Raw genomic sequence first — 22,949 nt, 5'->3', positions numbered from 1 at the left:
TGGGCGAAGCGGGCGATGGCGATTCGGCGGTAAACCGACGTTCGATCAAGGGGAAAGCCCGTGAGCATCGTCGTCCGCACGCTTTCCGAACAGGTGTTCGATGTCATTCGCGAACGCATCGTCACCGGTCGGCTACCGCATGATGTCGCGATCCGGCAGGACGCGCTTGCTGCTGAACTTGGCATTTCCAAGATTCCGTTGCGCGAGGCGCTGGCGCGGCTCGAACAGGAAGGCCTGCTCACCAGCCAGGCCAACCGTGGTTATTTCGTGCGACGGATGACGGCGGGGGAGGTCGACGAGATTTTCGCGCTCAGGCTTGCGATCGAACCGCGCGCCGCCGGGTTTGCCGCGACGGTCGCGGGTGATGAGGAGCGCGCGGCCGCGCAGCGTGCCTTCGACGAACTCGACGCCGCGATCGGCAACAGCAGCCCCGATATCGGCGTGCGTAACCGAATCTTTCATGCCGCTCTCGTACGGGCGGGCGATCGGCCACTCACCACGCAATTGGTCGAGCGGCTCCAGGTGATGTCGGAACGCTATGTGATCGCGTATCTGCGGCCGACGGGCCGACAGGATCGTGCCGATCTCCAACATCGCCAGCTTATCGACGCGTGGCTCGATCGCGATGCCGCGGCGACCGAACACCTGCTCGCAACGCATATCCAGGGCAGGTTCGACGATCTAAAAGGCAGATTGAACGCCGAAGGTGCACGCTGACGGGTAAGGCCCGGTGCGCGCGTCGATTTCGGAGACGGCGCCTGCTTCTCGTCGATGCGACCCGCGCGCCCGTGCTCGGCGGCGGACAGCACAGGTGGTCAATCGACCGTGACGGGCGACGCGGCGTCGATGGCGCGGGCGGCGGTGGCGGCTTCGCGGACGTCGCGCTGGCGGCGGGTGCGCTCGGCGCGCTCGGCCATCGCGGTCCACGCGCGCTCGGCGCGTTCACACCGATCGCGGACATTGTCGAGCGTCGCGGCTTCGGCGGCGGCATGCTCGGCAGCGGCGCGAGCGCGGTAGAAAACGGGGTCGTCGGCCATAGGGGCTCTCGAGATTGAGGAGGAACGCGGTCGATGTGGCGAAAACGGGCACCGGCGGCGTCTCACGAGTGCCGCCGCCGGTGCGCCGGTATCAGTCGAGCGCCTGAATGTTGACCGCGGCCTTCTTGCCGCGGCGATCGTCCTCGAGGTCATAGGTCACGCGCTGGTCCTGACGAAGCGTGGAAAGCCCCGCCTTTTCGACCGCGGTGATGTGCACGAAGGCGTCGTTGCCGCCTTCGTCGGGGGCGATGAAGCCATAGCCCTTGTCGGCGTTGAAAAACTTGACGGTGCCGGAGATGGCCATTGCGGTAGTCCTTCTTTCTTTCGTTCAGGGGGGCGCCGACTGTCGGCACGCCCGATGCTTCGGCAGCAGGGAAAGAAGGAAGAAGGTGCCGCAAAGCGCCGAAGACCGTCGATATGCGACTGTAGCCGCACCTATATAGACCTATTCGGCATCAAATGTAAGCTTGCCGCGTCGTGCCGCCCGCCGGTCAGCCCACCGTTGCGGCATAGAGCGCGATCGCGGCGGCGTTGGAGACGTTGAGGCTCTCCATCTTCGGCGAGATCGGCAGCCGCGCGAGCACATCGCAATGCGCCTCGGTATTCTGTCGCATCCCTTCGCCTTCGGCGCCGAGTACCAAGGCGACGCGGCTGTCGCCGATCGCCTGTGCCAGCGTCGTCTCGGTATTGCCGGTGAGGCCGATCCGCCAGAACTCGGCCTCGGCAATCTCGTCGAGCGCGCGCGCGAGGTTGACCACGCGTACCCACGGTACCAGTTCGAGCGCGCCCGAGGCGGCACGCGCCACCACGCCCGATTCGGGCGGCGCGTGGCGATCCTGCGTGACGATGCCGAGTGCGTCGAACGCCGCGGCCGAGCGCAAGATCGCGCCGACATTATGCGGATCGGTCACCTGATCGAGCACGATCAGCGGGCGCCTGTCATCACCGCGCCGGTCGAGCAGATCGCCCAGCCAGATATCCTCGAGCGGGTCGACTTCGGCGACGATCCCCTGATGCGGGGCGTCGCCCGGCACCAGCCGCGCGAGATCGGTAACGTCGGCATAGGTGACCGGAATCACCGGCGGCAGATCGAGTCCGGCGAGCGCCTCGCGCGTGCCCCACACCTTGCGGACGGTGCGTTCGGGGTTGGCGAGCGCCGCCGTCACCGCATGCCGCCCCCAGAAGCGGGGGCGGCCCGGGGTGCCGTGGCTCGGCCGATGGCCGCGCTTCGCCATCACTCCTCGTCCGGATAAGCGTAGGGATCGGTCGGCACCGGCTCGGTCGGCATCGGCGGACGGGGGAGCGCCTGGTCGGCATTCGCCGCGTCGAGCAGCAACGATGCGAGCACGATCGATCCCTGTCGCATGTCCTCGGCCTTCAGATGATCGAACGTATCGACATTGGTGTGGTGCAGGCGGCTGCCGTAGTCGAGCGGGTCCTGGATGAACTGGAAGCCCGGCACGCCCACCGCCTGCATGAAGACATGGTCGGTGCCGCCGGTGCGGCTCATCACGACATGGTTCGCCCCCATCGCCGCGAACGGCGCCAGCCATTCGCGGAAGATCGGCACCACTGCCGGATTGTTCTCGGCATAGAGCCCGCGCAATTTGCCCGATCCGTTGTCGATGTTGAAATAGGCGGCAAGGTCGCCATAGCCCGGCCGCGGATGGATCGGCCAGCGCTGCTGCCAGCCGAAATAGCGCTCCAGCCCAGTCTTTTCGGGCACGTTGGGGTCGCCCCGCGTCGCCAGATGCTGCTCGACATAGGCAAGGCTGCCGAGCAACCCTTGTTCTTCGCCCGCCCAGAGCGCGAAGCGGATCGTGCGCTTGGGCCGCACGCCCATGTCGGCAAGGATACGCGCCGCCTCCATGATCATCGCCGTGCCCGCGCCGTTATCGGCGGCGCCGTCGCCCGCAACCCAGCTATCGAGATGCGCGCCCGCCATCACATAGCCGGCCTTGGCGTCGCTGCCCGGAATCTCGGCGATGATGTTGTACGCCTTGCTGTCCGTATCGTCGTAATGGACCACGCTCGTCATCTCGACGACGGGCGCCGGCCCCACCTTGGCGAGCCGCGCGAGGCGGCGATAATCCTCTGCCGCGATCTCGAAGCCCGGCATCACCTGGCTGTCGCCGCTTGCGAACAGATAGCCCGTGCCGTGGATCAGTTTGCCGTCGCGCGACGACATCGTCGCATAGGCAAGCGCGCCCTCGGCCTTGAGGAAGGCGTCGAGCTGCTTGGCGAAGGTCGCGCGCTTCATCCGGCGGTCGGCGGCCTCGGGATCGTATTTGGGCTGCTCGAATTCGTCCATCTTGGCGATGTCGGCATCGTCATAGCGGCGGAACGGCGCGCGATCGGGCTCGGAGCCTTCGTCGGGGCGTGTCACCAGCACGATCTTGCCGGCAAGCTTGCCACGCCATTGATCGAGATCCTCGGCCTTGCTCATCGGCGCGACGATGACGGGGGCGGAGATCGTGCCGTTGGTTGGCGGCGACCAGGCGATCGGGATCGCGGTCAGCTCGATCACCCGCGGGGTCGTCATCCGCACCTGCGATCGCTCGATCCACCAGCCGCGGCCGAATTCGAACCCCTCCTTGTGGACGTTCTTGAGCCCCCAGTCGCGAAAGCGCGATTGCGTCCAGTCCTCGGCCTTGCGCATCGCCGGTGAATTGGTGAGCCGCGCGCCGATCATGTCGGAGAGATATTGCGCGGTCTGCATCACCTGGCTGTGGTTGGTGCCTTCATCGATGATGCGGTTGACCGCGCCGCGATCGACCGCTCCGCGATCGGCCGGCTGCGCGGCGAGCGGCATCGCGACCGCGCCCAGCGCGACGGCGGCAAGAACGAAATGGCGCATGAAACCCCCTCGAACCAAAGCGTATTGTCTGGCTCAAGCACTAGGTTGCGGTGTCAGCCTGCGCAACCCCGGCCGGGAGGTTGATGGGGGCGTTGACATGGGCGGCACGGGGCGGCATTGGACCGCCCTCGCTTCGGCGGTCCCAGGGACAGGTGGCCGAGTGGTTAAAGGCAGCAGACTGTAAATCTGCCCGCGTGAGCGTACGCTGGTTCGAATCCAGCCCTGTCCACCACCGCCGGGGCGCCGGGATCATCCAGAACCGTGATCGATACGCCGGCGCCTCAGCGACGCCAATCGTGCCCGCGATGGTCACCGCGATCATGGTGGCCATGATGCCCGCGATGGTGATGGTCGCCCCAGCGGCCCGGGCGGTCGTTGTAGCAGCCCGCGAGCGCCAGCGCGCTCGTCAGCAGCCCGGCGGTGATCGCGATCTTTGCGATACGCATGGTCGAGTCTCCTGTCGTCTCGTTACAAGCCCGATTACGCACCGCCGCGCGTGTAGCGGCGCTGTATGACACATGCAGCGAAATGACAGGCAAAGGCGAAGGATTGGAGCGGGTAGCGGGAATCGAACCCGCGTATTCAGCTTGGAAGGCTGCTGCACTACCATTGTGCTATACCCGCTCACGGGCCGGATGTGCGGAGGTAGCGGGCGGCGCGCGCCAGATCAAGCGGCGACGCATGCTTCACGGGTTGCTTACCATTGCGGATTATGCCGCGGCCGATGTTCCACGATAAATCCCTCGCCGCCGCCACCACGGACCCGCGGCCGGCATCGGCGGTCGGCCACGGCATCGGGCTGGCGGGGATGGTCGGGATGATCGGCTGGTGCGTGATCGCGCGGCTGGTGGGGATGGACGGTCCCTATGCCGCGCTCGTCAATGTGCTCGCGTGCGGGGTGCCGATGGTGCTGTGGGCGCTGGTCGTCGACAAGGTCCATCGCCGCGCCTCTACGGGCATCGACTGGAAGACGGTGCGCCCGTGGCGCGAGACGCTCGACATCAGCCTCACCAAGATTGCGGGATTGTGGCTCACCTGGGCCGGCATCGCGATTATCTACGCTACCTTCCGTTTCTACTGGGAAGATAATTTCGCGTTCGCGATGTGGTGCCTGCAACGCGCGGCGCCGTTCGTCTTCGTGCTCTCGGTTCCCTATGTGCTGTGGCTCGATCGCCGGCTGATCGAGCCTAAAGACGGCGCCTATGCGCTCGGCGCCTGGCTGATGGGCACCGAACCCGCAGACCGCGAGGCGATCGCCAACCATCTGCGAAGCTGGGCGGTCAAGGGCTTCTACCTCGCCTTCATGCTCGCGATCGTGCCCGGCGGGTTCGGCGATTTCATCCGCGCCGATACGGGCGCGCTGTTCGACGATCCGGTCGCGCTCGCCAATTGGCTGATCACCTTCATGTTCGTCGTCGACGTGGGCTTCGCGACGGTCGGCTATATGCTGACGATGCGGCCGCTCGATGCGCATATCCGCACCGCCAATCCTTATGCCTCGGCCTGGGCGGCGGCGCTGATCTGTTATCCGCCCTTCATCCTGATGAACGATGGCGGCCCGCTCGATTACCGCATCGGCAATTTCAGCGACGGAAGCTGGATGCACTGGTTCGCCGGGCATCCGTGGCTCTTGAGCGCGACCGGCATTGTCCTCGTGCTGCTCACCGCGATCTACGCCTGGGCGACGGTCGCGTTCGGGCTGCGCTTCTCGAACCTCACGCATCGCGGCATCCTGACGCACGGCCCCTACGCGCTGTCGCGCCACCCGGCCTATCTCGCCAAGAACCTGTTCTGGTGGTGCGCGACCTTGCCCTTCCTCACCACCGGCAGCCTTGTCGATGCCGCGCGCAACACGCTGATCCTCGCGGTCGTCAGCGGCGTCTATTACTGGCGCGCCAAGACCGAGGAAAAGCACCTCAAGGCCGATCCCGATTACGTCGCCTATTGGGAATGGATGGAACGCAACGGCCCCGTCCCACGCCTGTTCGCGCGCCTGCGTGGGCGGTCGAGTGGCTAGGGCCTAGAACCGCGTCTCGCGATAGAGCCGGCAAACATCCTCGTCCCACGACCCGCGATATTGATCGAGCAGCGTCTGCGCGGGCACCTTGCCGGTCCGCACGATCTCGCGCAGCGGCTCGAGAAAACCCGATTCGTTGTCGCCCGACGAATTGAGCCGGCCGCGCGCCGACAATCCCGCCGCCGCGATATCGAGCACCTCGCCCGCGATGTCGCGCAAAATGCCGCCACCCGCGATCGGCGCGTCGAGCGCCAGCTTGGGCACCGCGTTGCGCAATGCCTCGCGCTCCTCCATCGTCCAGTGCTTGACAACATCCCACGCCGCATCGAGCGCGCCCGCGTCGTAGAGCAGCCCCACCCAGAACGCCGGCAGCGCGCAGATCCGCCCCCACGGCCCGCCGTCGGCGCCGCGCATCTCGAGGAAGGTCTTGAGCCGGACCTCGGGAAAGGCGGTCGACAGGTGATCGTTCCAGTCGTCGAGCGTCGGTTTCTCGCCGGGCAGCGCCGCCAGCTCGCCCTTCAGGAAATCGCGGAACGACAGCCCGGCGGCGTCGATATAACGGCCGTCGCGATAGACGAAGTACATCGGCACATCGAGCATATAGTCGGCGTAGCGCTCGTATCCGAAGCCAGCCTCGAACACGAACGGCAGCATCCCCGTGCGCGCCGGATCGGTGTCGGACCAGATATGGCTGCGATACGAAAGATAGCCGTTGGGCTTCTTCTCGGTGAAGGGCGAGTTGGCGAACAACGCCGTCGCGAGCGGCTGAAGCGCGAGCCCGACGCGGAACTTCTTCACCATATCGGCTTCGGAGGCGTAATCGAGGTTGACCTGGATCGTGCAGGTCCGAAGCATCATGTCGAGCCCCAGATCGCCCACGCGCGGCATGTGCCGCAGCATGATGGCGTAGCGGCCCTTGGGCATCACCGGCAGGTCGGCGCGCGTCTTGTCGGGCCACATGCCCAGCCCGAGAAATCCGAGCCCGAGCCGATCGCCGACGGCCTTCACCTGCTCCAGATGCCGCGCCGCCTCGGCACAGGTCTCGTGCAGATTGTCGAGCGGGGCGCCCGAAAGCTCGAACTGCCCCGCAGGCTCGAGGCTGATGGCGCCGTCGGGGCCGGTCAGCGCGATGATCTTGCCCGCCTCCTCGACCGGCTGCCAGCCGAATTCGGTGAGGCCCGTCAGCAGGTCGCGGATACCGCCGGGCTCGTCATAGCTCGGTGCGTGAAGATCGCTCTTGGCATAGACGAACTTCTCGTGCTCGGTGCCGATCCGCCAGCGTTCCCTAGGCTTCTCGCCGCGCGCGAAGCTGTCGATGAGCTGTGACCGGCTTTCGATCACCGCCGCGTGGCTGTCCGTCACGGTCTTGGTCGTCATGCGCGCGATGTAGGGGAGGGGGCCGGGCGGCGCTAGATCAGAATCACCAATCGCCCGCTGCTGCCATCCATAAGGCCACCGTCGCCGCAGCGGCGGTGTCGGCGCGCAGGATACGCGGGCCAAGGCTGATGCCGATCGCCTGAGGCAGCGCTCGGATCGCCGCGCGCTCGGCATCATCGAACCCGCCTTCGGGGCCGATCAGGATCGCCGCCGGGCCGGCGCGAGCGCGCATCGCGTCCAGCGCCGGCGCGCCGCCGGTTTCGTCGGCGAAGAACAAGGCGCGCCCGGTGGGCCAGCGGGCGAGCATCGCATCGAGCGTCAGCGTCTCGCCAAGCTCGGGAACCGCGGTGCGCCCGCATTGCTCGGCGGCCTCGATCATATGCGCGCGCAACCGCTCGTCCTTGACGCGATCGACAACGGTGCGGCGTGTCAGCACCGGCACCAGTCGCGCGACGCCCAACTCGCAAGCCTTCTCGGCCACCCAGTCGATCCGGCCTTTCTTGATCGGCGCCGCGCACAGCCAGAGATCGGGCACCGCTTCGCGTTCGCGCAGCTTTTCGGTCACCTCGAGCACGAGATCGCGCTTGCGCACCGCGCGCGCGATGCCCAGCCATTCGCCGCTCATTCCGTCAAACAGCTTGACCGGATCGCCCTCCTTCAGCCGCATTACCGACAGCAGATAATGTGCGGGCGCGCCGTCAAGCGGAATGGCGGCGCCCGCATGCAGGGGCGCCTCGACGAACAGGCGCGGTGTCGATTGCGGTGGCCAGGCGGGGGTTGCGGGCATGAGGTCGCTATAAGCTGTTTCAGCGTAACTGAAACAGAGGCGGCACCGGCCCGCTTCCACGCAAGCGGAACAAATTCCGGCACGCCGCGCCGTGCGCGTCTGCCCCGAAAGCGAAACAGCTTGCGGCGTCCGCTACGATCGGCGAGGGACTTGGGCCATGCTTTCCCGGTTCGAACGGATGCTGATCGGGCGTTATCTGCTGCCCGGCGTGGGCGGGCGGATCGTGCTCCTCGTCGCCGCGATCGGCATGCTCGGCGTGACGATTGGCGTCGCCTCGCTGATCCTCGTGATGAGCGTGATGAACGGCGCCGAGGCGCGGCTGGTGCAGCAATTCGCGAGCATTGACGGCGATGCCTCGGTCACCCGGCCGGGCGAATTTCTTCAGGATTGGCGTCAGCTCGCCGCTGCCGCACAGGCCACTCCCGGCGTGGTTTCTGCCGGCCCCGCGATCGAACGCGACGTCGTCGCCAGCGTCAACGGCCGCACCTATGCCGCCGATCTTCAAGGGTTGCCGCCCGATCGGCTCGCCACCAACCCGCTCGTCCAGCCGGGGCAGGCGCTCGTCACCGGCCACGCGCCGCAGGGCGACGGCGAGGTCGTGATCGGCAGCGGCCTTGCCGAACAGCTCGGCGTCTATGTCGGCGAACCGGTGTCGCTGATGATGGTCCGTTTCGAGCCCGACGGCGGCATCGACACCGATTTCTACAGTTTCCGCCTCGCCGGCATCTTCCATTCGGACAACGCAAAGTACGATTCGACCCGCATCGTCGCGACGATGCCCGCGGTCCAGCGCATGGTCGGCGCGGGCGACGTTGTCAGCCGGATCGACGTCAAGACCCGCGATTCCGAACATGCCGATCGCATCCTCGCGCCCCTCAAGGCGAAACTGGCGGGCAAGGCGACGCTTCAGACGTGGCGCGAGATGAACAAGGCGCTGTTCGATGCGCTCGCGGTCGAGCATGTTGGCATGTTCATCGTGCTGTCGCTGGTGGTGCTCGTCGCCTTGTTCAACATCATGTCGTCGCTGGTCATGCTGGTCCGCTCGCGCCACCGCGAGATCGCGATCGTCCGCACGATGGGCGCCTCGCGCGCGTCGGTGATCCGCATCTTCGTCGCGGTGGGCAGCGTGATCGGCGGGATCGGCACCGTCGTCGGGCTCGCGATCGGGCTCGGGCTCGTCTTTTCGAAGGCGCCGCTTTCAGCCGCGCTCGGCGCGCAGATGGCGAGCAACGCCGCGCCCAGCGGCTATGGCATCTTCCTCGATATGCCCTTCATCATCGGCCCGCTCGAACTTGTCGGGATCGTGGTGATGACGCTGGTCGGTACGGTGCTGGCGACGCTGTTCCCCGCCACCCGCGCCGCCGCGGTCGATCCGGCCGAAGTGCTGCGCTACGAATGACCGCACCCGCCGAGATCGTCCCCGATACCCAGCATCGCGGCCTCGTTGGGCATCTGCCGCCGCGGTTACGGGCGTTCGCCTTGCTGGCGCGATTCGATCGCCCGATCGGCTGGTGGCTGCTGTTCTGGCCGGGAGCGTGGGGCGTCGCGCTGGCTGGCGGTGCATTCCGCCGCTGGGATCTGATCGCGTGGCTGCTGCTCGGCGCGATCGCGATGCGCGGCGCGGGCTGCGTCTATAACGACATCGTCGATCGCGACCTTGATCGCAAAGTGGCGCGCACCCGCGCCCGCCCACTCGCCTCGGGCGCGGTGTCGCTCACCGCGGCATGGGTCTGGCTGGTGCTGCTGTGCCTGATCGGGCTGGTCGTGCTGCTCCAGCTCTCGGCCTATGCCGCGATCGTCGCGCTCGCCAGCCTCGCGCCCGTTGCCGCTTACCCGTTCATGAAGCGGATCACCTGGTGGCCCCAGGCGTGGCTCGGGCTGGTCTTCTCATGGGCGGCGCTGGTCGGCTGGTCCGAGGTCGCGGGCGCGCTGACGCTGCCGGGGCTGTTGCTTTACGGCGGGGCGATCGCGTGGGTGATCGGCTACGATACGATCTACGCGCTTCAGGATCGTGAGGATGACGCACTGATCGGGGTGCGCTCGTCGGCGCTCAGGATGGGGCGCCATGTCCGCGTGGGCACTGCCGGCTTCTATGCCCTTGCGCTGGCGTTGTGGGCGGTGGCGATCTGGCAGGTGCGCGCCGATCCGCTCGCCTTTGTCGCGCTCGCGCCGGTCGCGCTCCATTTCGGCTGGCAGATCGCCACGCTCGATACCGAAGACGGCGCCAACGCGCTCGACCGCTTCCGCGCGAACCGCTTTGCCGGGCTGCTGATGTTTCTCGGCTGCGTCGTCGTCGGCCAGGCGCTTTGAGCCAGTTTATTAAGCGGCACCGGCCCGCTCCCCCACCCCACCACCCATGCAGCATAATGACTTGGGTGGTGGGGTGGGGGAGCGGGCCGGTGCCGCTCTGTGTTTCAAGGTAATTGAAACAGCACAGAGCACTGCTTTGATTCCGGCCGCGCCGCTCCTAAGTGGCACCGCATGAAATCGCCAGACCAAGCCCGTGCGCTCGTCGAGGATGTCGTCGCCCGCGCGCGCCGCGCCGGGGCCGATGCCGCCGATGTCGGCTTCTCCGCGCACGCCGCGCTCGACGTGTCGGTGCGCCTTGGCGCGCTGGAGGATGTCGGCCGTTCGGAAACCGAGGATTTGGGCCTGCGCGTCTTTTGCGGGCGCCGCAACGCCAGCGTCTCGACGTCGGATCTTGCCGGCGCCGCGCTCGACGACCTCGTCGATCGTGCGATCCGCATGGCGCGCGAGGCGCCCGAGGATAAATGGGCCGGCCTTGCTCCCGCCGATCGCTTGCTCCGCGGCGCGCCCCCGCAACTCGATCTCGCCGATCGCGCCGAACCGAGCCCCGAAGCGCTCAAGGCACTCGCGCTCGAGGCAGAGGATGCCGCGCGCGCGGTGGAAGGCGTCACCAATAGCGAAGGCGCGGGCGCGGGGGCGGCGCGCGCGGTCTCGGCGATCGCGACCAGCCACGGCTTCGCGGGCGCCTACGAACTGACGCGCTACGGCCTCCATGCCAGCGTGCTGGCAGGCACCAGCGGCGCGATGGAGCGCGATTCGGCGCATCATTCGGCGCGCCACGCCGCTGCGCTCGAAAGCGCGGCCGCGATCGGCGTGCGTGCGGGTGAGCGCGCGGTGGCCCGCCTCAACCCGGGCCGCGTCAGGAGCGGCGCGATGCCGGTGGTGTTCGATTCGCGGATCAGCGGCAGCCTGCTCGGCCATCTGCTTGGTGCGATTTCGGGCGGTGCGATCACCCGCAAGACGAGCTTCCTGCTCGATTGCCTCGGCAGCCGGGTGTTCGCGCGCGGCGTCGACATCGCCGACGATCCGCACCGCCCCCGCGGCTTGCGCTCGCGTCCCTATGATGGTGAGGGGCTGCCCGTGTCGCCCACCCCGATCGTCACCGACGGGATGCTCGAAACCTGGCTGCTCGATAGCGCCGCCGCACGCCAATTGGGGTTGGAGCCCACCGGCCACGCCGCGCGCGGCGGCGGCGTCTCGCCGGGCAATCTCGCGATGGCGGCGGGCAAGGTACCGCGCGACACGCTGATCGGCGAGATCGACCGCGGCGTGCTCGTCACCGAAGTCATCGGGCAGGGGGTCAATCTGGTCACCGGCGATTACAGCCGCGGCGCCTCGGGCTTCCTGATCGAGGGCGGGGAGATCGTCGCGCCGGTCAGCGAATTCACGATCGCGAGCAATCTGAAGGATATGTTCGCCGGCCTTACGCCCGCCAGCGATCTCGCGTATCGCTATGGCGTGGACGCACCGACAATCAGGATCGAAGGGATGACGGTGGCGAGTGGCTGAGGCGCTCGCCGACGCCGTAGCGGCGATCGCGCAAGAGGCAGGGCGGCTTGCCTTCACCCGCTGGCGCACCGATTTCCGGCGCTGGGACAAGACCCCTGGCAACCCCGTCTGCGAGGTCGATCTGGAAGTCGACGCGCTGTTGCGCACACGGCTGACGGCGCTGCTTCCCGATGCCGGCTGGCTGTCCGAGGAAACCGTCGACAATGATGATCGGCTGACCAGGGGCCGCCTCTGGGTGGTCGATCCGATCGACGGGACGCGCGATTATATACGCGGGCGTGAAGGCTGGGCGGTGTCGGTCGCGCTGGTCGAACACGGCCAGCCGGTGATCGGTGTGCTCGATTGTCCGCCGCGCGCCGCCGTCTTCCGCGCCGAGACCGGGCAGGGCGCGACGCTCAACGGCGCCCTGATTCGTGCGGCGCATCGTACCGAGCTTGCCGGCGCCCGCGTGCCGAGCGAGGCGCTACCCAAGGTCGATCGCGATCTCGTCGCGGTCTATTGCCCCAATTCCATTGCGCTCAGGATCGCGATGGTTGCCGCCGGCGAGGCCGATCTCGTCGCGACGCTGCGCTGGGGCCACGAATGGGACATCGCCGCCGCGACGCTGATCGCGCGCGAGACGGGTGCCGAGATTTCGGACGCCTTCGGCCAGCCGCTCGCGTTCAACACCCGTAGCGCCGAGGCGTTTGGCGTGCTGGCAACCGCGACGGGGCTGCACGGGGCTGCGGTCGAGCGGCTACGCGACCGCGCCGAAAGATACGCCGCGCGATAGGGGCGCGTGGGGGAAATTACCCCTCGATCGTATCGTCGCCCTGATATTTGATCTCGAGATAGCGCCCGCGTGTCGCGAGCAGATCGAGATCACCTTCGGCCAGTTGCCGCGTCATCTGCGCGATCTCGCGATCGATCACGCCGAGCCCGTCGAGCAATTGCTGATCGGGGGTCTTGCCGTTGCGCTCGACGCGCCGGAGCGGTTCGGGGACGCGGCCATAGCCCTTGACCAGTTCGGGCAGATTGTCGCCCACCAGCTTGCGGACCTCGGATGCCGCGGGGCTGGCGTCGTCGAGATTGACGAGCTGCGGCCCCAGCGTCTCGAGCCGCTGCCCGATCCCATCGAGAAGCCGCTGCGCCGACGTCGGCAGCGTGCCGCGCTGGCGTTCGAGCCATTGCTCGGTGCGCATCGGCAGATATTTGAGCGGCGCCTCGTCGAGCTTCTCGGTCGTGATCGTCGCTTCGCTCGGGAAGATCGCGAAGCCGATCGTGGCGACGAGCAGCAACAGCATCACCAGCATCGCGCCGCCGATCCCCAGCGGCACGAACCAGCCGAGCACCATCGCGCCCAGTAGAATCGCGATATCCGCCGCTGCGATCCGCCCCAGCCGGCTCACCAGCGTCTGCTTCTGCCGTTCGCGCCGCCGCGACGAGAGCGAGCGATAGCGTTCCGACGTGCGGTTGAGCAGCTCGTTCGAGCGCGCGATCTGCTCGTCGACCTCGCTCATCCTCACAGCGCCTCGAGCTTGAACTGCTCGTTGGCCGATGCGCCCGCATTCTGCGCTGCGCCCTCGGCCCGCGCGATATAGCCGCGCGACTTCTCGACCTCGGTCGACAACGTATCGACCGTCGTTTTCATCGAATCGAGCGCCTTCAGCTTGAACGTGTCGATCGCGTCCATCGTGTCGTAGATATTCTGGAACGCGCGCTGGAGCGTCTCGACGGGAATCGTCGAGGCGGCGGCCTGTTCGTGGATCGTCGCGGTCTGGCTCTTGAGCAATTTGCCGGTCGAATCGATGATCCCCGCGGTGGTGGTGTTGAGCGCGGTGATCTGGTCGAGCACCAGTTTCTGACTGGTCAGCGCCTGCGCGACGGTGACGGCAGTGCGCAGCGCCGCGACGGTGGTGGTCGAGGCGCGATCGACGCCCTTCACCAGCTCGACATTGTTCTTCTTGACCAGATCGAGCGCGAGATAGCCCTGCACCGTCACCGCCATCTGCGTCAGCAGATCCTGCGTGCGCTGGCGGGCGTAGAACAGCGCGGTCTCGCGGATCGCCTTGGCCTTGGCGGGGTCGCTGTGGTCGAGATCGTTGGCGGTGTCCTCGAGCTTCTGGTCCATCGTTTTCGACAGCACGATCATCTGTTCGAGCCGCCCCATCGCGGTCCACAGATTGGCGCGCTCGGTGTCGATCGCGGCATTGTCCATCAACAGCTCGTCCTTGCCCGAGCCGAGGCTCTTGAGGATCGCCGCGATATGCGTCTGCGACGAGCGATAGCCGTCGAAATAATTCTTCATCTTGTTGCCGAACGGGATGATCCCCAGCAATTTGCGCGGCCCCGTCAGGCTGCCCTGCCGGCCCGGATCGAGTTCCTCGATCGTGCGGCGAAGCTGCGCGAGGTCGGCGCCGACGCCATTATCCTTGTCCATCGCGCGCACGGGCCGGTCGAGGAAACGATTCGATTGCCCCGCCGCCTCGCGGATCTCGCGCTGCCCCATCGCGCTGATCGCATCGACGCGCTTGCCGAATTCGGGGCTGTTGGCATCCTGCGCGACCAGATCGGTGACGAACGCGTCGACGCGCTCCTCGAGCTTGGTCTTGGTCGCGTCGTCGACGGGCACCAGCCCGACGGCCTTTTCGGGCGCCACCACCGGCACCGGCTCGGGCGGGGTCAGCTTCAGATCCTGTTCGGCCGTTTCGGTCGCCGTGGTCGCCATCATCGTCTCCATGCTCGCGCGGATGAATAGATGATCCGCTTTGCGCCGCGCTGCAAGTGTATCATCTATCTATGACACCGGCGCAGTTCAACCATGTACCATCACCGCTCCGCGTCAGAAATCGATCGCGAAATAGCCGCTGAGGTAGCGACCGGCGTTGGCGGCATAGATGCCCGGGCCCGCGATGCTGAACCCCTGTTCGTCGAACAGGTTGACGATCTGCACCCGGAACAACGCGTCCTTGCCATCGAGCTTGAACAGATAGCGCGCGCCGAGGTTCACCGTCAGCCGCGGTGGCACGTAGAGCGCATTGTCGGTGGTCGCCGGAGTCTTGCCGCGATGCACGCCGGCCAGATCGAACGACAGCCCCTCGGCGATCGGCGTCCGCCAGTTGAGGTTGAAGTTGATGAAATGGTCGGGCAGCCCCACCGGCCGCTTGCCGATCGCGGTCGCGGCGGTCGCATCCTCGATCACGCGCGGTTTGAGGAACACGCCGCCCGCGACCATGTTCAGCCGCCTGGTGAGCGCGCCCGAAACCGACATCTCGATGCCCTGGTTGCGCGTCGTCCCGATCCGCGCATAGCGGCCGCTCGCATCATAGCCGAAATAGGGCCGCCGCAGGTCGAACACGCCGGCCACCAGCTTGACCCGCTCGGTCAGGTAATAACGCAGCCCCGCGTCGCGCTGCGAGGTGAGGATCGCGGGCAGCGGCTGGTTGCGGTTGGTGGCGTTGGGCGGCGCGACGCCGCTTTCCTCCAGCCCTCGCGCATAGCCCGCATAGAGCGCGAGCTTGGCCGTCAGATAGCCCGCGGCGGTGGCGTTGTAGATCCACGGATGCGATTGTGCGACGATCGGCGCGGTCGCGGGGTAGAGCGTGCGCTTGCGGTAATCGGCCTTGGAAATGCCGAAGCCCAGCTCCCCCACGCCCTTCCACCGGCCTTCGTACGAAACGCCGTAATTGAGCTGGCGCACCTTGTCAGTGCTCACCTCGCCAAAAGTGAAATCGGGTTTGTCGGCGATCACCGGTACGCCGATCCGCGTCGGCCCCAGGTCGACCTCGTCCGATCCGCCATAATCGCCGCTCGATCGGCGGCCGCGAAGGCTGAGATGGATCGTGTGCAGCCGCGGCCCGTCCGCGATCAGCCGCGTCACGCGAAGCTCGCCGCTCACCGATTCCTGCTTGGCGCGCGGATCGGCGATGATCAGCCGGTCGGCGTCGCCCTCGGGCGTCACGTCGAGCAGCAGGTTGGTATAGCCCGCCTGCGCATCATAGACCGATCGGAATGCGCCCGCGCGCACCTCCCAGTTCTCGGTAGGCACGTAGCGCGCGATCAGCCCGTGATTGCCCGCGACATAGCGGGTGTCTGCCCAGCCGGGGCCGTCGAAACGGCGCTGTTCGGGTTGGGGCGGCAGATAATCGCCCGCCGGGATGTAATAAGGCCCCGCTTCATCATTGTACGATTTCGAGGCCGTCCAGAACGGCACCAGCTCGATATCGTCGGACGGGCCCCAGCGCGCATAGACTGCGCCCGAAAGATGCTGCCCGTCGGTGCCGTCGGGATATTCGCTGCGGCCGAAATTGACGCCGTAACCGATGCCGAGCGTTTGCGAGACCGGCAGCGAACCGTCCAGTTCGAGCCCATAGCTGCCGAAGCTGTCGCTATCGAACAGGAACGATTGCCCCGCTTTGTCCCCCGGGCGCCGAAGCGAGAAATCGACGATCCCGCTCGGTGCGGCGAACGGATAGCTTTGCGCCGAAAGCCCCACCTTCACGCTCGCCGATTCGGCGAGGATGCTCGTCAGCAGATAGACCGGATCGAAATAGAGCCCTTCGACGCGCACATTGCCCGCCGCCGAGGGCGAAAAACCGCGCGCATTGCTCGATGAATAGATGCCCAGCGTCTCGCGGCCGATCGAGACGCCGAACGCGTCCTCGGCCTGCGTCACGGCATTGTCGCCCGAGCGATTCTGCGCCGCCGCGGGCACCGCCGCCAACACCGATATGGCCGCACCCAGGCGCAATGCGCCTGTCGTCCGTCCCCCCATATATCCCCCAGTTCGCACTATTTTGTTGTTTTAATGGGCCAAAGCTAGCGCCGCCGGCCGCGACACGCCAGCCTTTCATGCGCCCTTCCCGCAACGCAGCAATTGCTATATGGCGCGCGCACCTCATTTCCAGGAAATGCCCATGCCCCTACGCAACGTGGCGATCATTGCCCACGTCGATCACGGCAAGACCACGCTCGTCGATCAGCTCTTCCGCCAGTCCGGCACCTTCCGCGAGAACCAGCGCGTCGACGAACGCGCGATGGATTCGGGCGATCTCGAACGCGAACGCGGGATCACGATCCTCGCCAAATGCACCTCGATCGAATGGGAAGGGGCGCACGGCACCACCCGCATCAACATCGTCGATACGCCGGGCCACGCCGATTTCGGTGGTGAGGTCGAACGCATCCTGTCGATGGTCGATGGCGTGATCCTGCTCGTCGATTCGGCCGAAGGCGCGATGCCGCAGACCAAGTTCGTCACCGGCAAGGCGCTCGCGCTCGGGCTCAAGCCGATCGTCGTCGTCAACAAGATCGACCGCGCCGACAGCCGCGCGCAGGAAGTGCTCGACGAGGTGTTCGATCTGTTCGTCAGCCTCGACGCCACCGACGAACAGCTCGATTTTCCGGTTCTTTTTGCCTCGGGCCGCAACGGCTATGCCGGCACCGATGCCGATGTGCGCGAAGGCACGTTGGCGCCGCTGTTCGAGAAGATCGTCGAGCACGTGCCCGCCCCCGATGTCGATCCCGACGCGGCGTTCACTTTCCTGGTGACGTTGCTCGATCGCGACAATTTCCTCGGCCGCATCCTCACCGGCCGCGTCGCGAGCGGCACCGTCAAGCTCAACCAGCCTATCCACGCGCTCGATAACGACGGCAACATCGTCGAAACCGGCCGCGCATCGAAGCTGATGAGCTTCCGTGGGCTCGATCGCGTGCCTGTCGAGGAAGCCAAGGCCGGCGATATCATCAGCCTCGCCGGGCTCACGGTCGCGACGGTGGCGAATACGATCGCCGATACCAGCGTCAGCGAGCCGCTCCACGCGCAGCCGATCGACCCGCCGACGCTGTCGATGCGCTTCGCGGTCAACGATTCGCCGATGGCGGGGCGCGAGGGCACCAAGGTCACGTCGCGGATGATCCGCGACCGTCTGTTCCGCGAGGCCGAATCGAACGTCGCGATCCACATCACCGAGGCCGCCGACAAGGATTCGTTCGAAGTCGCCGGGCGTGGTGAACTGCAATTGGGCGTGCTGATCGAAACGATGCGCCGCGAGGGCTTCGAACTCGGCATCAGCCGTCCGCGCGTGCTGTTCCGCGACGAAGGCAACGGCCGCGAGGAACCGTACGAAACCGTCGTCATCGACGTCGACGACGAATATTCGGGCACCGTCGTCGAGAAAATGGCGACCCGCAAGGCCGAGATGACCGACATGCGCCCCTCGGGCGGCGGCAAGACGCGGATCACCTTCTCCGCGCCCTCGCGCGGCCTGATCGGCTATCACGGCGAGTTTCTGTCCGACACGCGCGGCACCGGGATCATGAACCGGCTGTTCGAGAAATACGGCCCCTACAAGGGCAACATCGTCGGGCGGAAGAACGGCGTGCTGATCTCCAACGGCAGCGGCGAGGCCAATGCCTATGCGCTCGGCTTCCTCGAGGAACGCGGCGTGCTGATGGTTGCGCCCGGCGATCCGCTCTACGAAGGCATGATCATCGGTGAGAACGCCAAGACCGACGATCTCGAAGTCAACCCGATGAAGGCGAAGCAGCTCACCAACTTCCGTGCCTCGGGCGGCAAGGACGACGCGATCCGCCTCACCCCGCCCAAGCGGCTGACGCTCGAACAGGCGATCGCCTATATCGACGACGACGAGTTGGTCGAGGTAACGCCCAAGTCGATCCGCCTGCGCAAGCGCCACCTCGACCCGCACGAGCGCAAGCGCGCGTCGCGGCAGAAGGACGCGGCCTGACCACCTGACGCTTGCCGCGCGCCGGAAGTCGATGCAACATGCTGATGTTCAAGGGGGAACCGCATGCTCGCAACGATACTCCGGCCGTGGCGGCATTATAACGATTTCGCGGGTCGATCCCGGCGCGGCGAGTTCTTCGCCTTTTACGGGGCCTTCTACAGCGTGCTGATCGTCCTCGCCCTGCTTGCAGGCGTGCAGGACGATCGCTCGCTATTCGATTCGGTATGGGGCTTCGTTGCCATTGTCGTCCTGATCGCAGGGGTCTTGCCGAGCTGGGCGGTCAAGATTCGGCGGCTCCACGATCAGGATCGGTCGGGCTGGTGGTCGCTGGCGACCGCGATTCCTTATGTCGGCTGGATCGCGACGATCATCATCGGCCTGCTGCCGGGGACGTCGGGCGAGAACGAATACGGCTTCGATCCGCGAACCGACGGCCCGGATGCCGAGGAGACGCTCGCCAATATCTTCTCCTGACCCTAGTCGGCGCCAGGATCGCCGTCGTCGCGATAATCGAGCAGGTCGCCCGGCGTGCAATCGAGTTCGCGGCAGATCGCTTCGAGCGTCGAGAAGCGGATCGCGCGCGCCTTGCCGGTCTTGAGGATCGACAGATTGGCGAGCGTGATTCTCACCCGGTCCGCCAGCTCGGAAAGCGTCAGCCGGCGGTCGTGGAGGAGGTCGTCGAGCCGGACGATGACCGGCATCAGACCGTCCCTTCCAGGTCGCGGCGCATCGCGGTGCCGTGCGCGAACACCCGCGCCAGCACGAACAGCGCCAGTACGCCGACCAGCCCCGACATCGAGAAATCCGATTTGATGTGGATCGAATCGGAGAATTTACCGAGCCATTGGCCGTAAATGCCGAGCGCCAGCCCGCCGAGCTGGATCGCCAGCAGCAGCCACGCCATCGCCCGCAGCCGCGCGGCATTGGCGGAGACGAACGGATCGCCTTTGCCGACCGATCTGATGATCTCGAGCATCGTTTGCAGAAAGCGTATCCCAAGCATCAGCAGCACCAGCCCGCCCGCCATCCCGAGCACGACCAGCGCCGCAAATCCCGCGACCGACATTGCGGCCTGCGCGGCGGGCTCGGCGAACTGGTTCGTGCGGTCGAGGAACAGCACGATCCCGGCGATCGCAAGTGCGATCATGGCGATGCCGACAAGGAGCATCAGCAGCAATGTCATCCATTCGGCGACCAGCAAAAGCGTGTCGTTCTGTCGTGCGGGTTGCGTCGACATATCATCGTTCCTCGATAAATGAATTATCGATAAACGATATATTCCGGCAGCAGATATCGAGTCAAGAGGTTTTATCGATTATCGATATATCGGCCTTGATCGCAAGGCTTAACCCCCGGATTTCTCCGCCAGAGCCATCATGGCGGCCCATTCGGCGTCGGTCACCGGCGATACCGACAGCCGTGATTGGCGGATCGTCGCCATGTCCTTCAGCGCAGGCGTCGCCTTCATCTCGGCGAGCGTCACCGGCCGCTCCAGCGGCGCGACGGGCTTGACCGCGACCGAGACCCAATTTCCCTCGGCGCCGTCCTTCTTCGCGGTGCGCGCTATCTCCATCACGCCGACCGCGGCCTTGTCGGTCATGCTGTGATAGAAGAAGGCGCGGTCGCCGACCGCCATCTTGCGCAGGTTGAGCGCGGCCGCATTGTTGCGCACGCCGTCCCATTCGGTGCCGTTGTCGCGTACCAGGTCGTCCCAACCATAAGCGTCGGGTTCGGATTTCATCAGCCAATACGCCATTCGTGCCTCTACCTCGGGGGTGGGGTGGTTAAACCGGCGCTTAACGTCGCGTTCCGGGCGAGTTCAGCACGCCTGCGATACACAAGGAAACACTGGACGGAAACGTGCGTTGTTTGCCGCAGCGTGCTTCCCAGTTCTAGGCGTTTACCGGAGGTCACCCATGCAATCCATTTTGAAGAAGGCTGGACTTGCTGTCGCGCTCGGCGCCACGGCGTTGACGGTCGCGGCGCCCGCCGAGGCGCAGCGTTGGCATCACAATCGGCATCACGGCGGCGACGATGCGGCCGCGGCGGCGCTCGTCGGCGGCATCATCGGCCTCGGCATCGGTGCCGCGATCGCGTCGAGCGACAACGATCGCTACGACAATCGCTATTATAACGACCGCTATTATGACGATCGCGGCTATTATGATCGCGATTATTACGCGCCGCCGCCGCGCTATTATTCGTACCGCTATCGCGATTATCGCCCGCGTTGCTACACGCAGCGGCGCTGGGATCCCTATTACGGCCGCCACGTCCGCGTGCGCGTCTGCCGCTAAGAGGCTGTTCGGGAAATCGCGAAAGAGCGATTTCCGAGGCGGCACCGGCCCGCTCCCCCACCCGGCCACCCATAGGATAATCGCATTGGGTGGCCGGGTGGGGGAGTGGGCCGGTGCCGCAATGCGCCGAAAGGCGCATCCCCAAACGGACACTCAAAATCCGATCGCATACAACTCCACGCGAACGCCGCCGACTCCGGTCCACGCGAACGCCGCCGACTCCGGCTCTGGCATCGGCGGCGTTTTCGCGTCAAAAGCCCAGGCCATGAACAGTGATTCGCCCCCCGACCGGCTCGCGATCGATCCGGAAAGCCCGCATTTCGACCAGACCGTGCTCGAGCGCGGCATCGGCATCCGCTTCAAGGGCGTCGAACGCACCGATGTCGAGGAATATTCGATGTCCGAAGGCTGGGTGCGCGTCGCGCTGGGCAAGAAGGTCGATCGCCGCGGCAAGCCGCTGACGATCAAGCTGTCGGGGCCGGTCGAGGCATGGTTCCTCGATGCCGGCAAGGCGGGCGAGGGCGAAACGCCGGCCGACTGACGCACGTCCGTGAGGGCGCGTCGGCTCGCTGCCACATAAGTGGAACAAGTTCTACGCGGCGGCGCTGGTGCCGAACGCTGCGCGGGCGGCGGTCTCGAACGCTTCGATCGCGAGATAATAAGGGAATGGCCCGTGGCTGATGCGGGCAACGCCCGCGCCCGCGACCTCGGTTGCCGACGGCGCCCCCGGATACGCCATGAAATTCACCGGCAACGGTGACGCACGGCAGACGCGCTCGAGCAGCGCCAGATCGCCGAGCCCCGGCACGAAGAAGCCGCTCGCACCCGCCTCGGCATAAGCATGGGCGCGCGCGATGGCGCTATCGATCATCGCCGCGTCGTGCGTCTCGCGCTTGGCCTTGAGGAAGATGTCGGTGCGCGCGTTGATGAAGAAATCGGCGCCCACCGCCGCGCGCGCCGCCGCGATCCGCCTCGCCTGCGCATTCACCGGGTGCAGGCCGTCGCCGCCCACCACCTGATCCTCAAAATTGCAGCCGATCGCGCCGGTCGCGGCAAGCCGGGCGAGGTTGGCGCCGACGCCGTCGGGGTCGATCGCATAGCCGCCTTCGAAATCGACCGTGACCGGCAGATGCACCGCGCCCGCAATCCGCTGTGCATTGGCGAGCGCCTCGTTGATCGACAGGTTCTCCCCGTCCTTCATCCCGTGCGCCATCGCCACTGAGGCGCTGCCGGTCGCGATCGCCTTCGCGCCTGCACGCTCCGCCGCGATCGCGCTGCCGGCATCCCAGACGTTGAACAGGATCAGCGGGTTCCCGGGCACATGGAGCGCGGCGAAGGTCTGGAAAGGCTCGGTCATCATATTCCTAGCACTGAGTCGTGTTGGCCCAGGATACAGCATTCTTCGCCTGCGCCGTCCCGAAACCTGCGATCAGGATCGGTGGCGATTGGCCGAGAGCGGGCAATTGTGTCCGATTATGAACAGCATCGCGAAACCAGAAAAGCAGCATCGTACCCAGTTGTTCGCATTCAACCCCATAATTCGGCGATTTTTCCGCCTCCCGCGGACGATTGAGGACGCCCGCCCGCGGCTTTCGGTGTTTGGCATCATTAATGCAGTGTCACGGCTGCGGGCGGCCCCCTGCTCGCCTCAGATATCACAGCGTCCAAGGAGAATTTCCATGTCCAAGCATTCGGTTCCCGCCCGCCTGATCGTTCTCGCCGGCGCTGCGGCCGTTCTCGGCACCGCCATGCTGCCCACCGCGGCGATCGCGAAGGACAAGGACGAGCACACGATCACCGTCCCCGCCTCGGCGATCAAGGATGCGACGAGCAAGCTTTGCATGCCCCGCACGATGATCGACAAGTCGAAGAAATCGCCGCTGCCCAAGACGGTCTGCTACACCCAGGCCGAATGGGCGGAGAAGGGCGTCACCATCGTCGTCAAGGACTGACGGCGCCCGGCGGGTGCGGCCCCCTTGCGCCTCGTCCGCCAGATTTCCGCCATCGGCGCAATGTGCCGCGCCGTGGTGGAG

Annotated in this window: 25 protein-coding genes and 2 tRNA genes; 12 read left to right on the top strand and 15 right to left on the bottom strand. The window is 66.2% G+C overall.

What is annotated here, in order from left to right; all coding sequences use genetic code 11:
* Positions 1-60 precede the first annotated feature (60 nt).
* Positions 61-717, top strand: a complete 657-nt coding sequence (locus DFR49_RS09345; protein ID WP_119035504.1) for a GntR family transcriptional regulator — start codon at positions 61-63, stop codon at positions 715-717.
* A gap of 98 nt (positions 718-815) precedes the next feature.
* Here DFR49_RS09345 and DFR49_RS09340 read toward each other — a convergent pair whose 3' ends face one another.
* The 4 genes from DFR49_RS09340 to DFR49_RS09325 all read right to left on the bottom strand — a co-directional run bounded on the left by DFR49_RS09340 (position 816) and on the right by DFR49_RS09325 (position 3,894).
* Positions 816-1,037 (bottom strand): hypothetical protein, encoded by a 222-nt coding sequence (locus tag DFR49_RS09340; RefSeq protein ID WP_119035503.1) that lies wholly within the window; start codon positions 1,035-1,037, stop codon positions 816-818.
* Positions 1,038-1,128: 91 nt separating this feature from the next.
* On the bottom strand, positions 1,129-1,341 hold the full coding sequence (locus tag DFR49_RS09335; RefSeq protein WP_119035502.1) for a cold-shock protein: 213 nt from the start codon (positions 1,339-1,341) through the stop codon (positions 1,129-1,131).
* A gap of 187 nt (positions 1,342-1,528) precedes the next feature.
* On the bottom strand, positions 1,529-2,272 hold the full coding sequence (gene rlmB / locus DFR49_RS09330) for a 23S rRNA (guanosine(2251)-2'-O)-methyltransferase RlmB (RefSeq protein ID WP_119035501.1): 744 nt from the start codon (positions 2,270-2,272) through the stop codon (positions 1,529-1,531).
* Complete coding sequence (locus tag DFR49_RS09325; protein WP_119035500.1) at positions 2,272-3,894, bottom strand: M20/M25/M40 family metallo-hydrolase; 1,623 nt, start codon at positions 3,892-3,894, stop codon at positions 2,272-2,274. Before DFR49_RS09325 ends, rlmB begins: the two co-directional genes overlap by 1 nt.
* Positions 3,895-4,040: 146 nt before the next feature.
* Between DFR49_RS09325 and DFR49_RS09320 the strand changes: the two genes are divergently transcribed.
* Positions 4,041-4,126 (top strand) — tRNA-Tyr (locus DFR49_RS09320).
* A gap of 49 nt (positions 4,127-4,175) precedes the next feature.
* Here the strand turns inward: DFR49_RS09320 and DFR49_RS21955 are convergent.
* Both DFR49_RS21955 and DFR49_RS09315 read right to left on the bottom strand, forming a co-directional pair.
* Positions 4,176-4,340: a hypothetical protein gene (locus tag DFR49_RS21955; RefSeq protein ID WP_170150985.1), complete on the bottom strand. Its 165-nt coding sequence runs from the start codon at positions 4,338-4,340 to the stop codon at positions 4,176-4,178.
* Positions 4,341-4,444: 104 nt separating this feature from the next.
* Positions 4,445-4,518: transfer RNA gene (locus DFR49_RS09315), tRNA-Gly, on the bottom strand.
* A 100-nt stretch (positions 4,519-4,618) separates the two neighbouring features.
* Here DFR49_RS09315 and DFR49_RS09310 point away from each other — a divergent pair.
* Positions 4,619-5,911, top strand: a complete 1,293-nt coding sequence (locus tag DFR49_RS09310; protein WP_119036333.1) for a methyltransferase family protein — start codon at positions 4,619-4,621, stop codon at positions 5,909-5,911.
* Between the two features lie 3 nt (positions 5,912-5,914).
* Here the strand turns inward: DFR49_RS09310 and DFR49_RS09305 are convergent, their stop codons facing one another.
* Positions 5,915-7,288: a glutamate--cysteine ligase gene (locus tag DFR49_RS09305; RefSeq protein WP_119035499.1), complete on the bottom strand. Its 1,374-nt coding sequence runs from the start codon at positions 7,286-7,288 to the stop codon at positions 5,915-5,917.
* 43 nt (positions 7,289-7,331) lie between these two features.
* Positions 7,332-8,075: a 16S rRNA (uracil(1498)-N(3))-methyltransferase gene (locus tag DFR49_RS09300; RefSeq protein WP_119035498.1), complete on the bottom strand. Its 744-nt coding sequence runs from the start codon at positions 8,073-8,075 to the stop codon at positions 7,332-7,334.
* Positions 8,076-8,232: 157 nt separating this feature from the next.
* Here DFR49_RS09300 and DFR49_RS09295 point away from each other — a divergent pair, with 157 nt between their 5' ends.
* From DFR49_RS09295 to DFR49_RS09280, 4 genes are all read left to right on the top strand, one after another.
* Entirely contained in the window at positions 8,233-9,474 is a 1,242-nt protein-coding gene (locus DFR49_RS09295) for an ABC transporter permease (RefSeq protein ID WP_119035497.1), read from the top strand.
* Positions 9,471-10,385, top strand: a complete 915-nt coding sequence (gene ubiA / locus DFR49_RS09290) for a 4-hydroxybenzoate octaprenyltransferase (protein ID WP_119035496.1) — start codon at positions 9,471-9,473, stop codon at positions 10,383-10,385. Before DFR49_RS09295 ends, ubiA begins: the two co-directional genes overlap by 4 nt.
* Positions 10,386-10,556: 171 nt before the next feature.
* Positions 10,557-11,891 carry a TldD/PmbA family protein gene (locus tag DFR49_RS09285; RefSeq protein ID WP_119035495.1) on the top strand — a complete coding sequence of 445 codons (1,335 nt, stop codon included), beginning with the start codon at positions 10,557-10,559 and terminating at the stop codon, positions 11,889-11,891.
* Positions 11,884-12,663, top strand: coding sequence for a 3'(2'),5'-bisphosphate nucleotidase CysQ (locus DFR49_RS09280; RefSeq protein WP_119035494.1), 780 nt, complete (start codon positions 11,884-11,886; stop codon positions 12,661-12,663). Before DFR49_RS09285 ends, DFR49_RS09280 begins: the two co-directional genes overlap by 8 nt.
* Positions 12,664-12,679: 16 nt before the next feature.
* Here the strand turns inward: DFR49_RS09280 and DFR49_RS09275 are convergent, their stop codons facing one another.
* The 3 genes from DFR49_RS09275 to DFR49_RS09265 all read right to left on the bottom strand — a co-directional run bounded on the left by DFR49_RS09275 (position 12,680) and on the right by DFR49_RS09265 (position 16,620).
* Positions 12,680-13,390: a hypothetical protein gene (locus tag DFR49_RS09275; RefSeq protein ID WP_119035493.1), complete on the bottom strand. Its 711-nt coding sequence runs from the start codon at positions 13,388-13,390 to the stop codon at positions 12,680-12,682.
* A gap of 2 nt (positions 13,391-13,392) precedes the next feature.
* A complete protein-coding gene (locus tag DFR49_RS09270) occupies positions 13,393-14,598 on the bottom strand; it encodes a toxic anion resistance protein (protein ID WP_119036332.1) in 1,206 nt (401 codons plus the stop codon).
* A gap of 114 nt (positions 14,599-14,712) precedes the next feature.
* Positions 14,713-16,620 (bottom strand): TonB-dependent receptor, encoded by a 1,908-nt coding sequence (locus DFR49_RS09265; RefSeq protein WP_170150984.1) that lies wholly within the window; start codon positions 16,618-16,620, stop codon positions 14,713-14,715.
* Between the two features lie 166 nt (positions 16,621-16,786).
* Between DFR49_RS09265 and typA the strand changes: the two genes are divergently transcribed.
* Together typA and DFR49_RS09255 are read left to right on the top strand one after the other, a co-directional pair.
* Entirely contained in the window at positions 16,787-18,619 is a 1,833-nt protein-coding gene (gene typA / locus DFR49_RS09260; RefSeq protein ID WP_119036331.1) for a translational GTPase TypA, read from the top strand.
* Positions 18,620-18,682: 63 nt separating this feature from the next.
* Entirely contained in the window at positions 18,683-19,093 is a 411-nt protein-coding gene (locus DFR49_RS09255) for a DUF805 domain-containing protein (protein WP_119035491.1), read from the top strand.
* Positions 19,094-19,095: 2 nt separating this feature from the next.
* Here the strand turns inward: DFR49_RS09255 and DFR49_RS09250 are convergent, their stop codons facing one another.
* From DFR49_RS09250 to DFR49_RS09240, 3 genes are all read right to left on the bottom strand, one after another.
* Positions 19,096-19,320, bottom strand: a complete 225-nt coding sequence (locus DFR49_RS09250; RefSeq protein ID WP_119035490.1) for a helix-turn-helix domain-containing protein — start codon at positions 19,318-19,320, stop codon at positions 19,096-19,098.
* Positions 19,320-19,856 carry a DUF2975 domain-containing protein gene (locus DFR49_RS09245; RefSeq protein WP_119035489.1) on the bottom strand — a complete coding sequence of 179 codons (537 nt, stop codon included), beginning with the start codon at positions 19,854-19,856 and terminating at the stop codon, positions 19,320-19,322. The genes DFR49_RS09250 and DFR49_RS09245 overlap by 1 nt, the downstream gene beginning before the upstream one ends.
* Positions 19,857-19,964: 108 nt before the next feature.
* A complete protein-coding gene (locus DFR49_RS09240) occupies positions 19,965-20,375 on the bottom strand; it encodes an EVE domain-containing protein (protein WP_119035488.1) in 411 nt (136 codons plus the stop codon).
* A gap of 160 nt (positions 20,376-20,535) precedes the next feature.
* Between DFR49_RS09240 and DFR49_RS09235 the strand changes: the two genes are divergently transcribed.
* Both DFR49_RS09235 and DFR49_RS09230 read left to right on the top strand, forming a co-directional pair.
* Positions 20,536-20,916 (top strand): hypothetical protein, encoded by a 381-nt coding sequence (locus DFR49_RS09235; protein ID WP_119035487.1) that lies wholly within the window; start codon positions 20,536-20,538, stop codon positions 20,914-20,916.
* Between the two features lie 265 nt (positions 20,917-21,181).
* Positions 21,182-21,457 (top strand): DUF3297 family protein, encoded by a 276-nt coding sequence (locus DFR49_RS09230; protein ID WP_119035486.1) that lies wholly within the window; start codon positions 21,182-21,184, stop codon positions 21,455-21,457.
* A gap of 51 nt (positions 21,458-21,508) precedes the next feature.
* Here the strand turns inward: DFR49_RS09230 and DFR49_RS09225 are convergent, their stop codons facing one another.
* Positions 21,509-22,273: an isocitrate lyase/PEP mutase family protein gene (locus DFR49_RS09225; protein WP_119036330.1), complete on the bottom strand. Its 765-nt coding sequence runs from the start codon at positions 22,271-22,273 to the stop codon at positions 21,509-21,511.
* Between the two features lie 322 nt (positions 22,274-22,595).
* Between DFR49_RS09225 and DFR49_RS09220 the strand changes: the two genes are divergently transcribed.
* Complete coding sequence (locus tag DFR49_RS09220; protein WP_119035485.1) at positions 22,596-22,868, top strand: hypothetical protein; 273 nt, start codon at positions 22,596-22,598, stop codon at positions 22,866-22,868.
* Positions 22,869-22,949 lie beyond the last annotated feature (81 nt).

This window comes from Hephaestia caeni (genome assembly GCF_003550065.1).
GTDB classification, from domain to species: Bacteria; Pseudomonadota; Alphaproteobacteria; order Sphingomonadales; family Sphingomonadaceae; genus Sphingomonas; species Sphingomonas caeni_A.
Note: the sequence above shows the minus strand (reverse complement) of the source record. Positions and strands in the feature narration are given on the sequence as shown.

Bases quoted from the DNA above. Each gene is read 5' to 3' on its own strand.
- DFR49_RS09255 (WP_119035491.1), top strand. From the start codon at position 18,683: ATGCTCGCAACGATACTCCGGCCGTGGCGGCATTATAACGATTTCGCG.
- DFR49_RS09295 (WP_119035497.1), top strand. From the start codon at position 8,233: ATGCTTTCCCGGTTCGAACGGATGCTGATCGGGCGTTATCTGCTGCCC.
- typA (WP_119036331.1), top strand. From the start codon at position 16,787: ATGCCCCTACGCAACGTGGCGATCATTGCCCACGTCGATCACGGCAAG.
- DFR49_RS09240 (WP_119035488.1), bottom strand. From the start codon at position 20,375: ATGGCGTATTGGCTGATGAAATCCGAACCCGACGCTTATGGTTGGGAC.
- DFR49_RS09235 (WP_119035487.1), top strand. From the start codon at position 20,536: ATGCAATCCATTTTGAAGAAGGCTGGACTTGCTGTCGCGCTCGGCGCC.
- DFR49_RS09310 (WP_119036333.1), top strand. From the start codon at position 4,619: ATGTTCCACGATAAATCCCTCGCCGCCGCCACCACGGACCCGCGGCCG.
- rlmB (WP_119035501.1), bottom strand. From the start codon at position 2,272: ATGGCGAAGCGCGGCCATCGGCCGAGCCACGGCACCCCGGGCCGCCCC.
- DFR49_RS09340 (WP_119035503.1), bottom strand. From the start codon at position 1,037: ATGGCCGACGACCCCGTTTTCTACCGCGCTCGCGCCGCTGCCGAGCAT.
- DFR49_RS09305 (WP_119035499.1), bottom strand. From the start codon at position 7,288: ATGACGACCAAGACCGTGACGGACAGCCACGCGGCGGTGATCGAAAGC.
- DFR49_RS09230 (WP_119035486.1), top strand. From the start codon at position 21,182: ATGAACAGTGATTCGCCCCCCGACCGGCTCGCGATCGATCCGGAAAGC.
- DFR49_RS09275 (WP_119035493.1), bottom strand. From the start codon at position 13,390: ATGAGCGAGGTCGACGAGCAGATCGCGCGCTCGAACGAGCTGCTCAAC.
- DFR49_RS09325 (WP_119035500.1), bottom strand. From the start codon at position 3,894: ATGCGCCATTTCGTTCTTGCCGCCGTCGCGCTGGGCGCGGTCGCGATG.
- DFR49_RS09245 (WP_119035489.1), bottom strand. From the start codon at position 19,856: ATGTCGACGCAACCCGCACGACAGAACGACACGCTTTTGCTGGTCGCC.
- DFR49_RS21955 (WP_170150985.1), bottom strand. From the start codon at position 4,340: ATGCGTATCGCAAAGATCGCGATCACCGCCGGGCTGCTGACGAGCGCG.
- DFR49_RS09335 (WP_119035502.1), bottom strand. From the start codon at position 1,341: ATGGCCATCTCCGGCACCGTCAAGTTTTTCAACGCCGACAAGGGCTAT.
- DFR49_RS09220 (WP_119035485.1), top strand. From the start codon at position 22,596: ATGTCCAAGCATTCGGTTCCCGCCCGCCTGATCGTTCTCGCCGGCGCT.
- DFR49_RS09300 (WP_119035498.1), bottom strand. From the start codon at position 8,075: ATGCCCGCAACCCCCGCCTGGCCACCGCAATCGACACCGCGCCTGTTC.
- DFR49_RS09285 (WP_119035495.1), top strand. From the start codon at position 10,557: ATGAAATCGCCAGACCAAGCCCGTGCGCTCGTCGAGGATGTCGTCGCC.
- ubiA (WP_119035496.1), top strand. From the start codon at position 9,471: ATGACCGCACCCGCCGAGATCGTCCCCGATACCCAGCATCGCGGCCTC.
- DFR49_RS09250 (WP_119035490.1), bottom strand. From the start codon at position 19,320: ATGCCGGTCATCGTCCGGCTCGACGACCTCCTCCACGACCGCCGGCTG.
- DFR49_RS09225 (WP_119036330.1), bottom strand. From the start codon at position 22,273: ATGACCGAGCCTTTCCAGACCTTCGCCGCGCTCCATGTGCCCGGGAAC.
- DFR49_RS09270 (WP_119036332.1), bottom strand. From the start codon at position 14,598: ATGGCGACCACGGCGACCGAAACGGCCGAACAGGATCTGAAGCTGACC.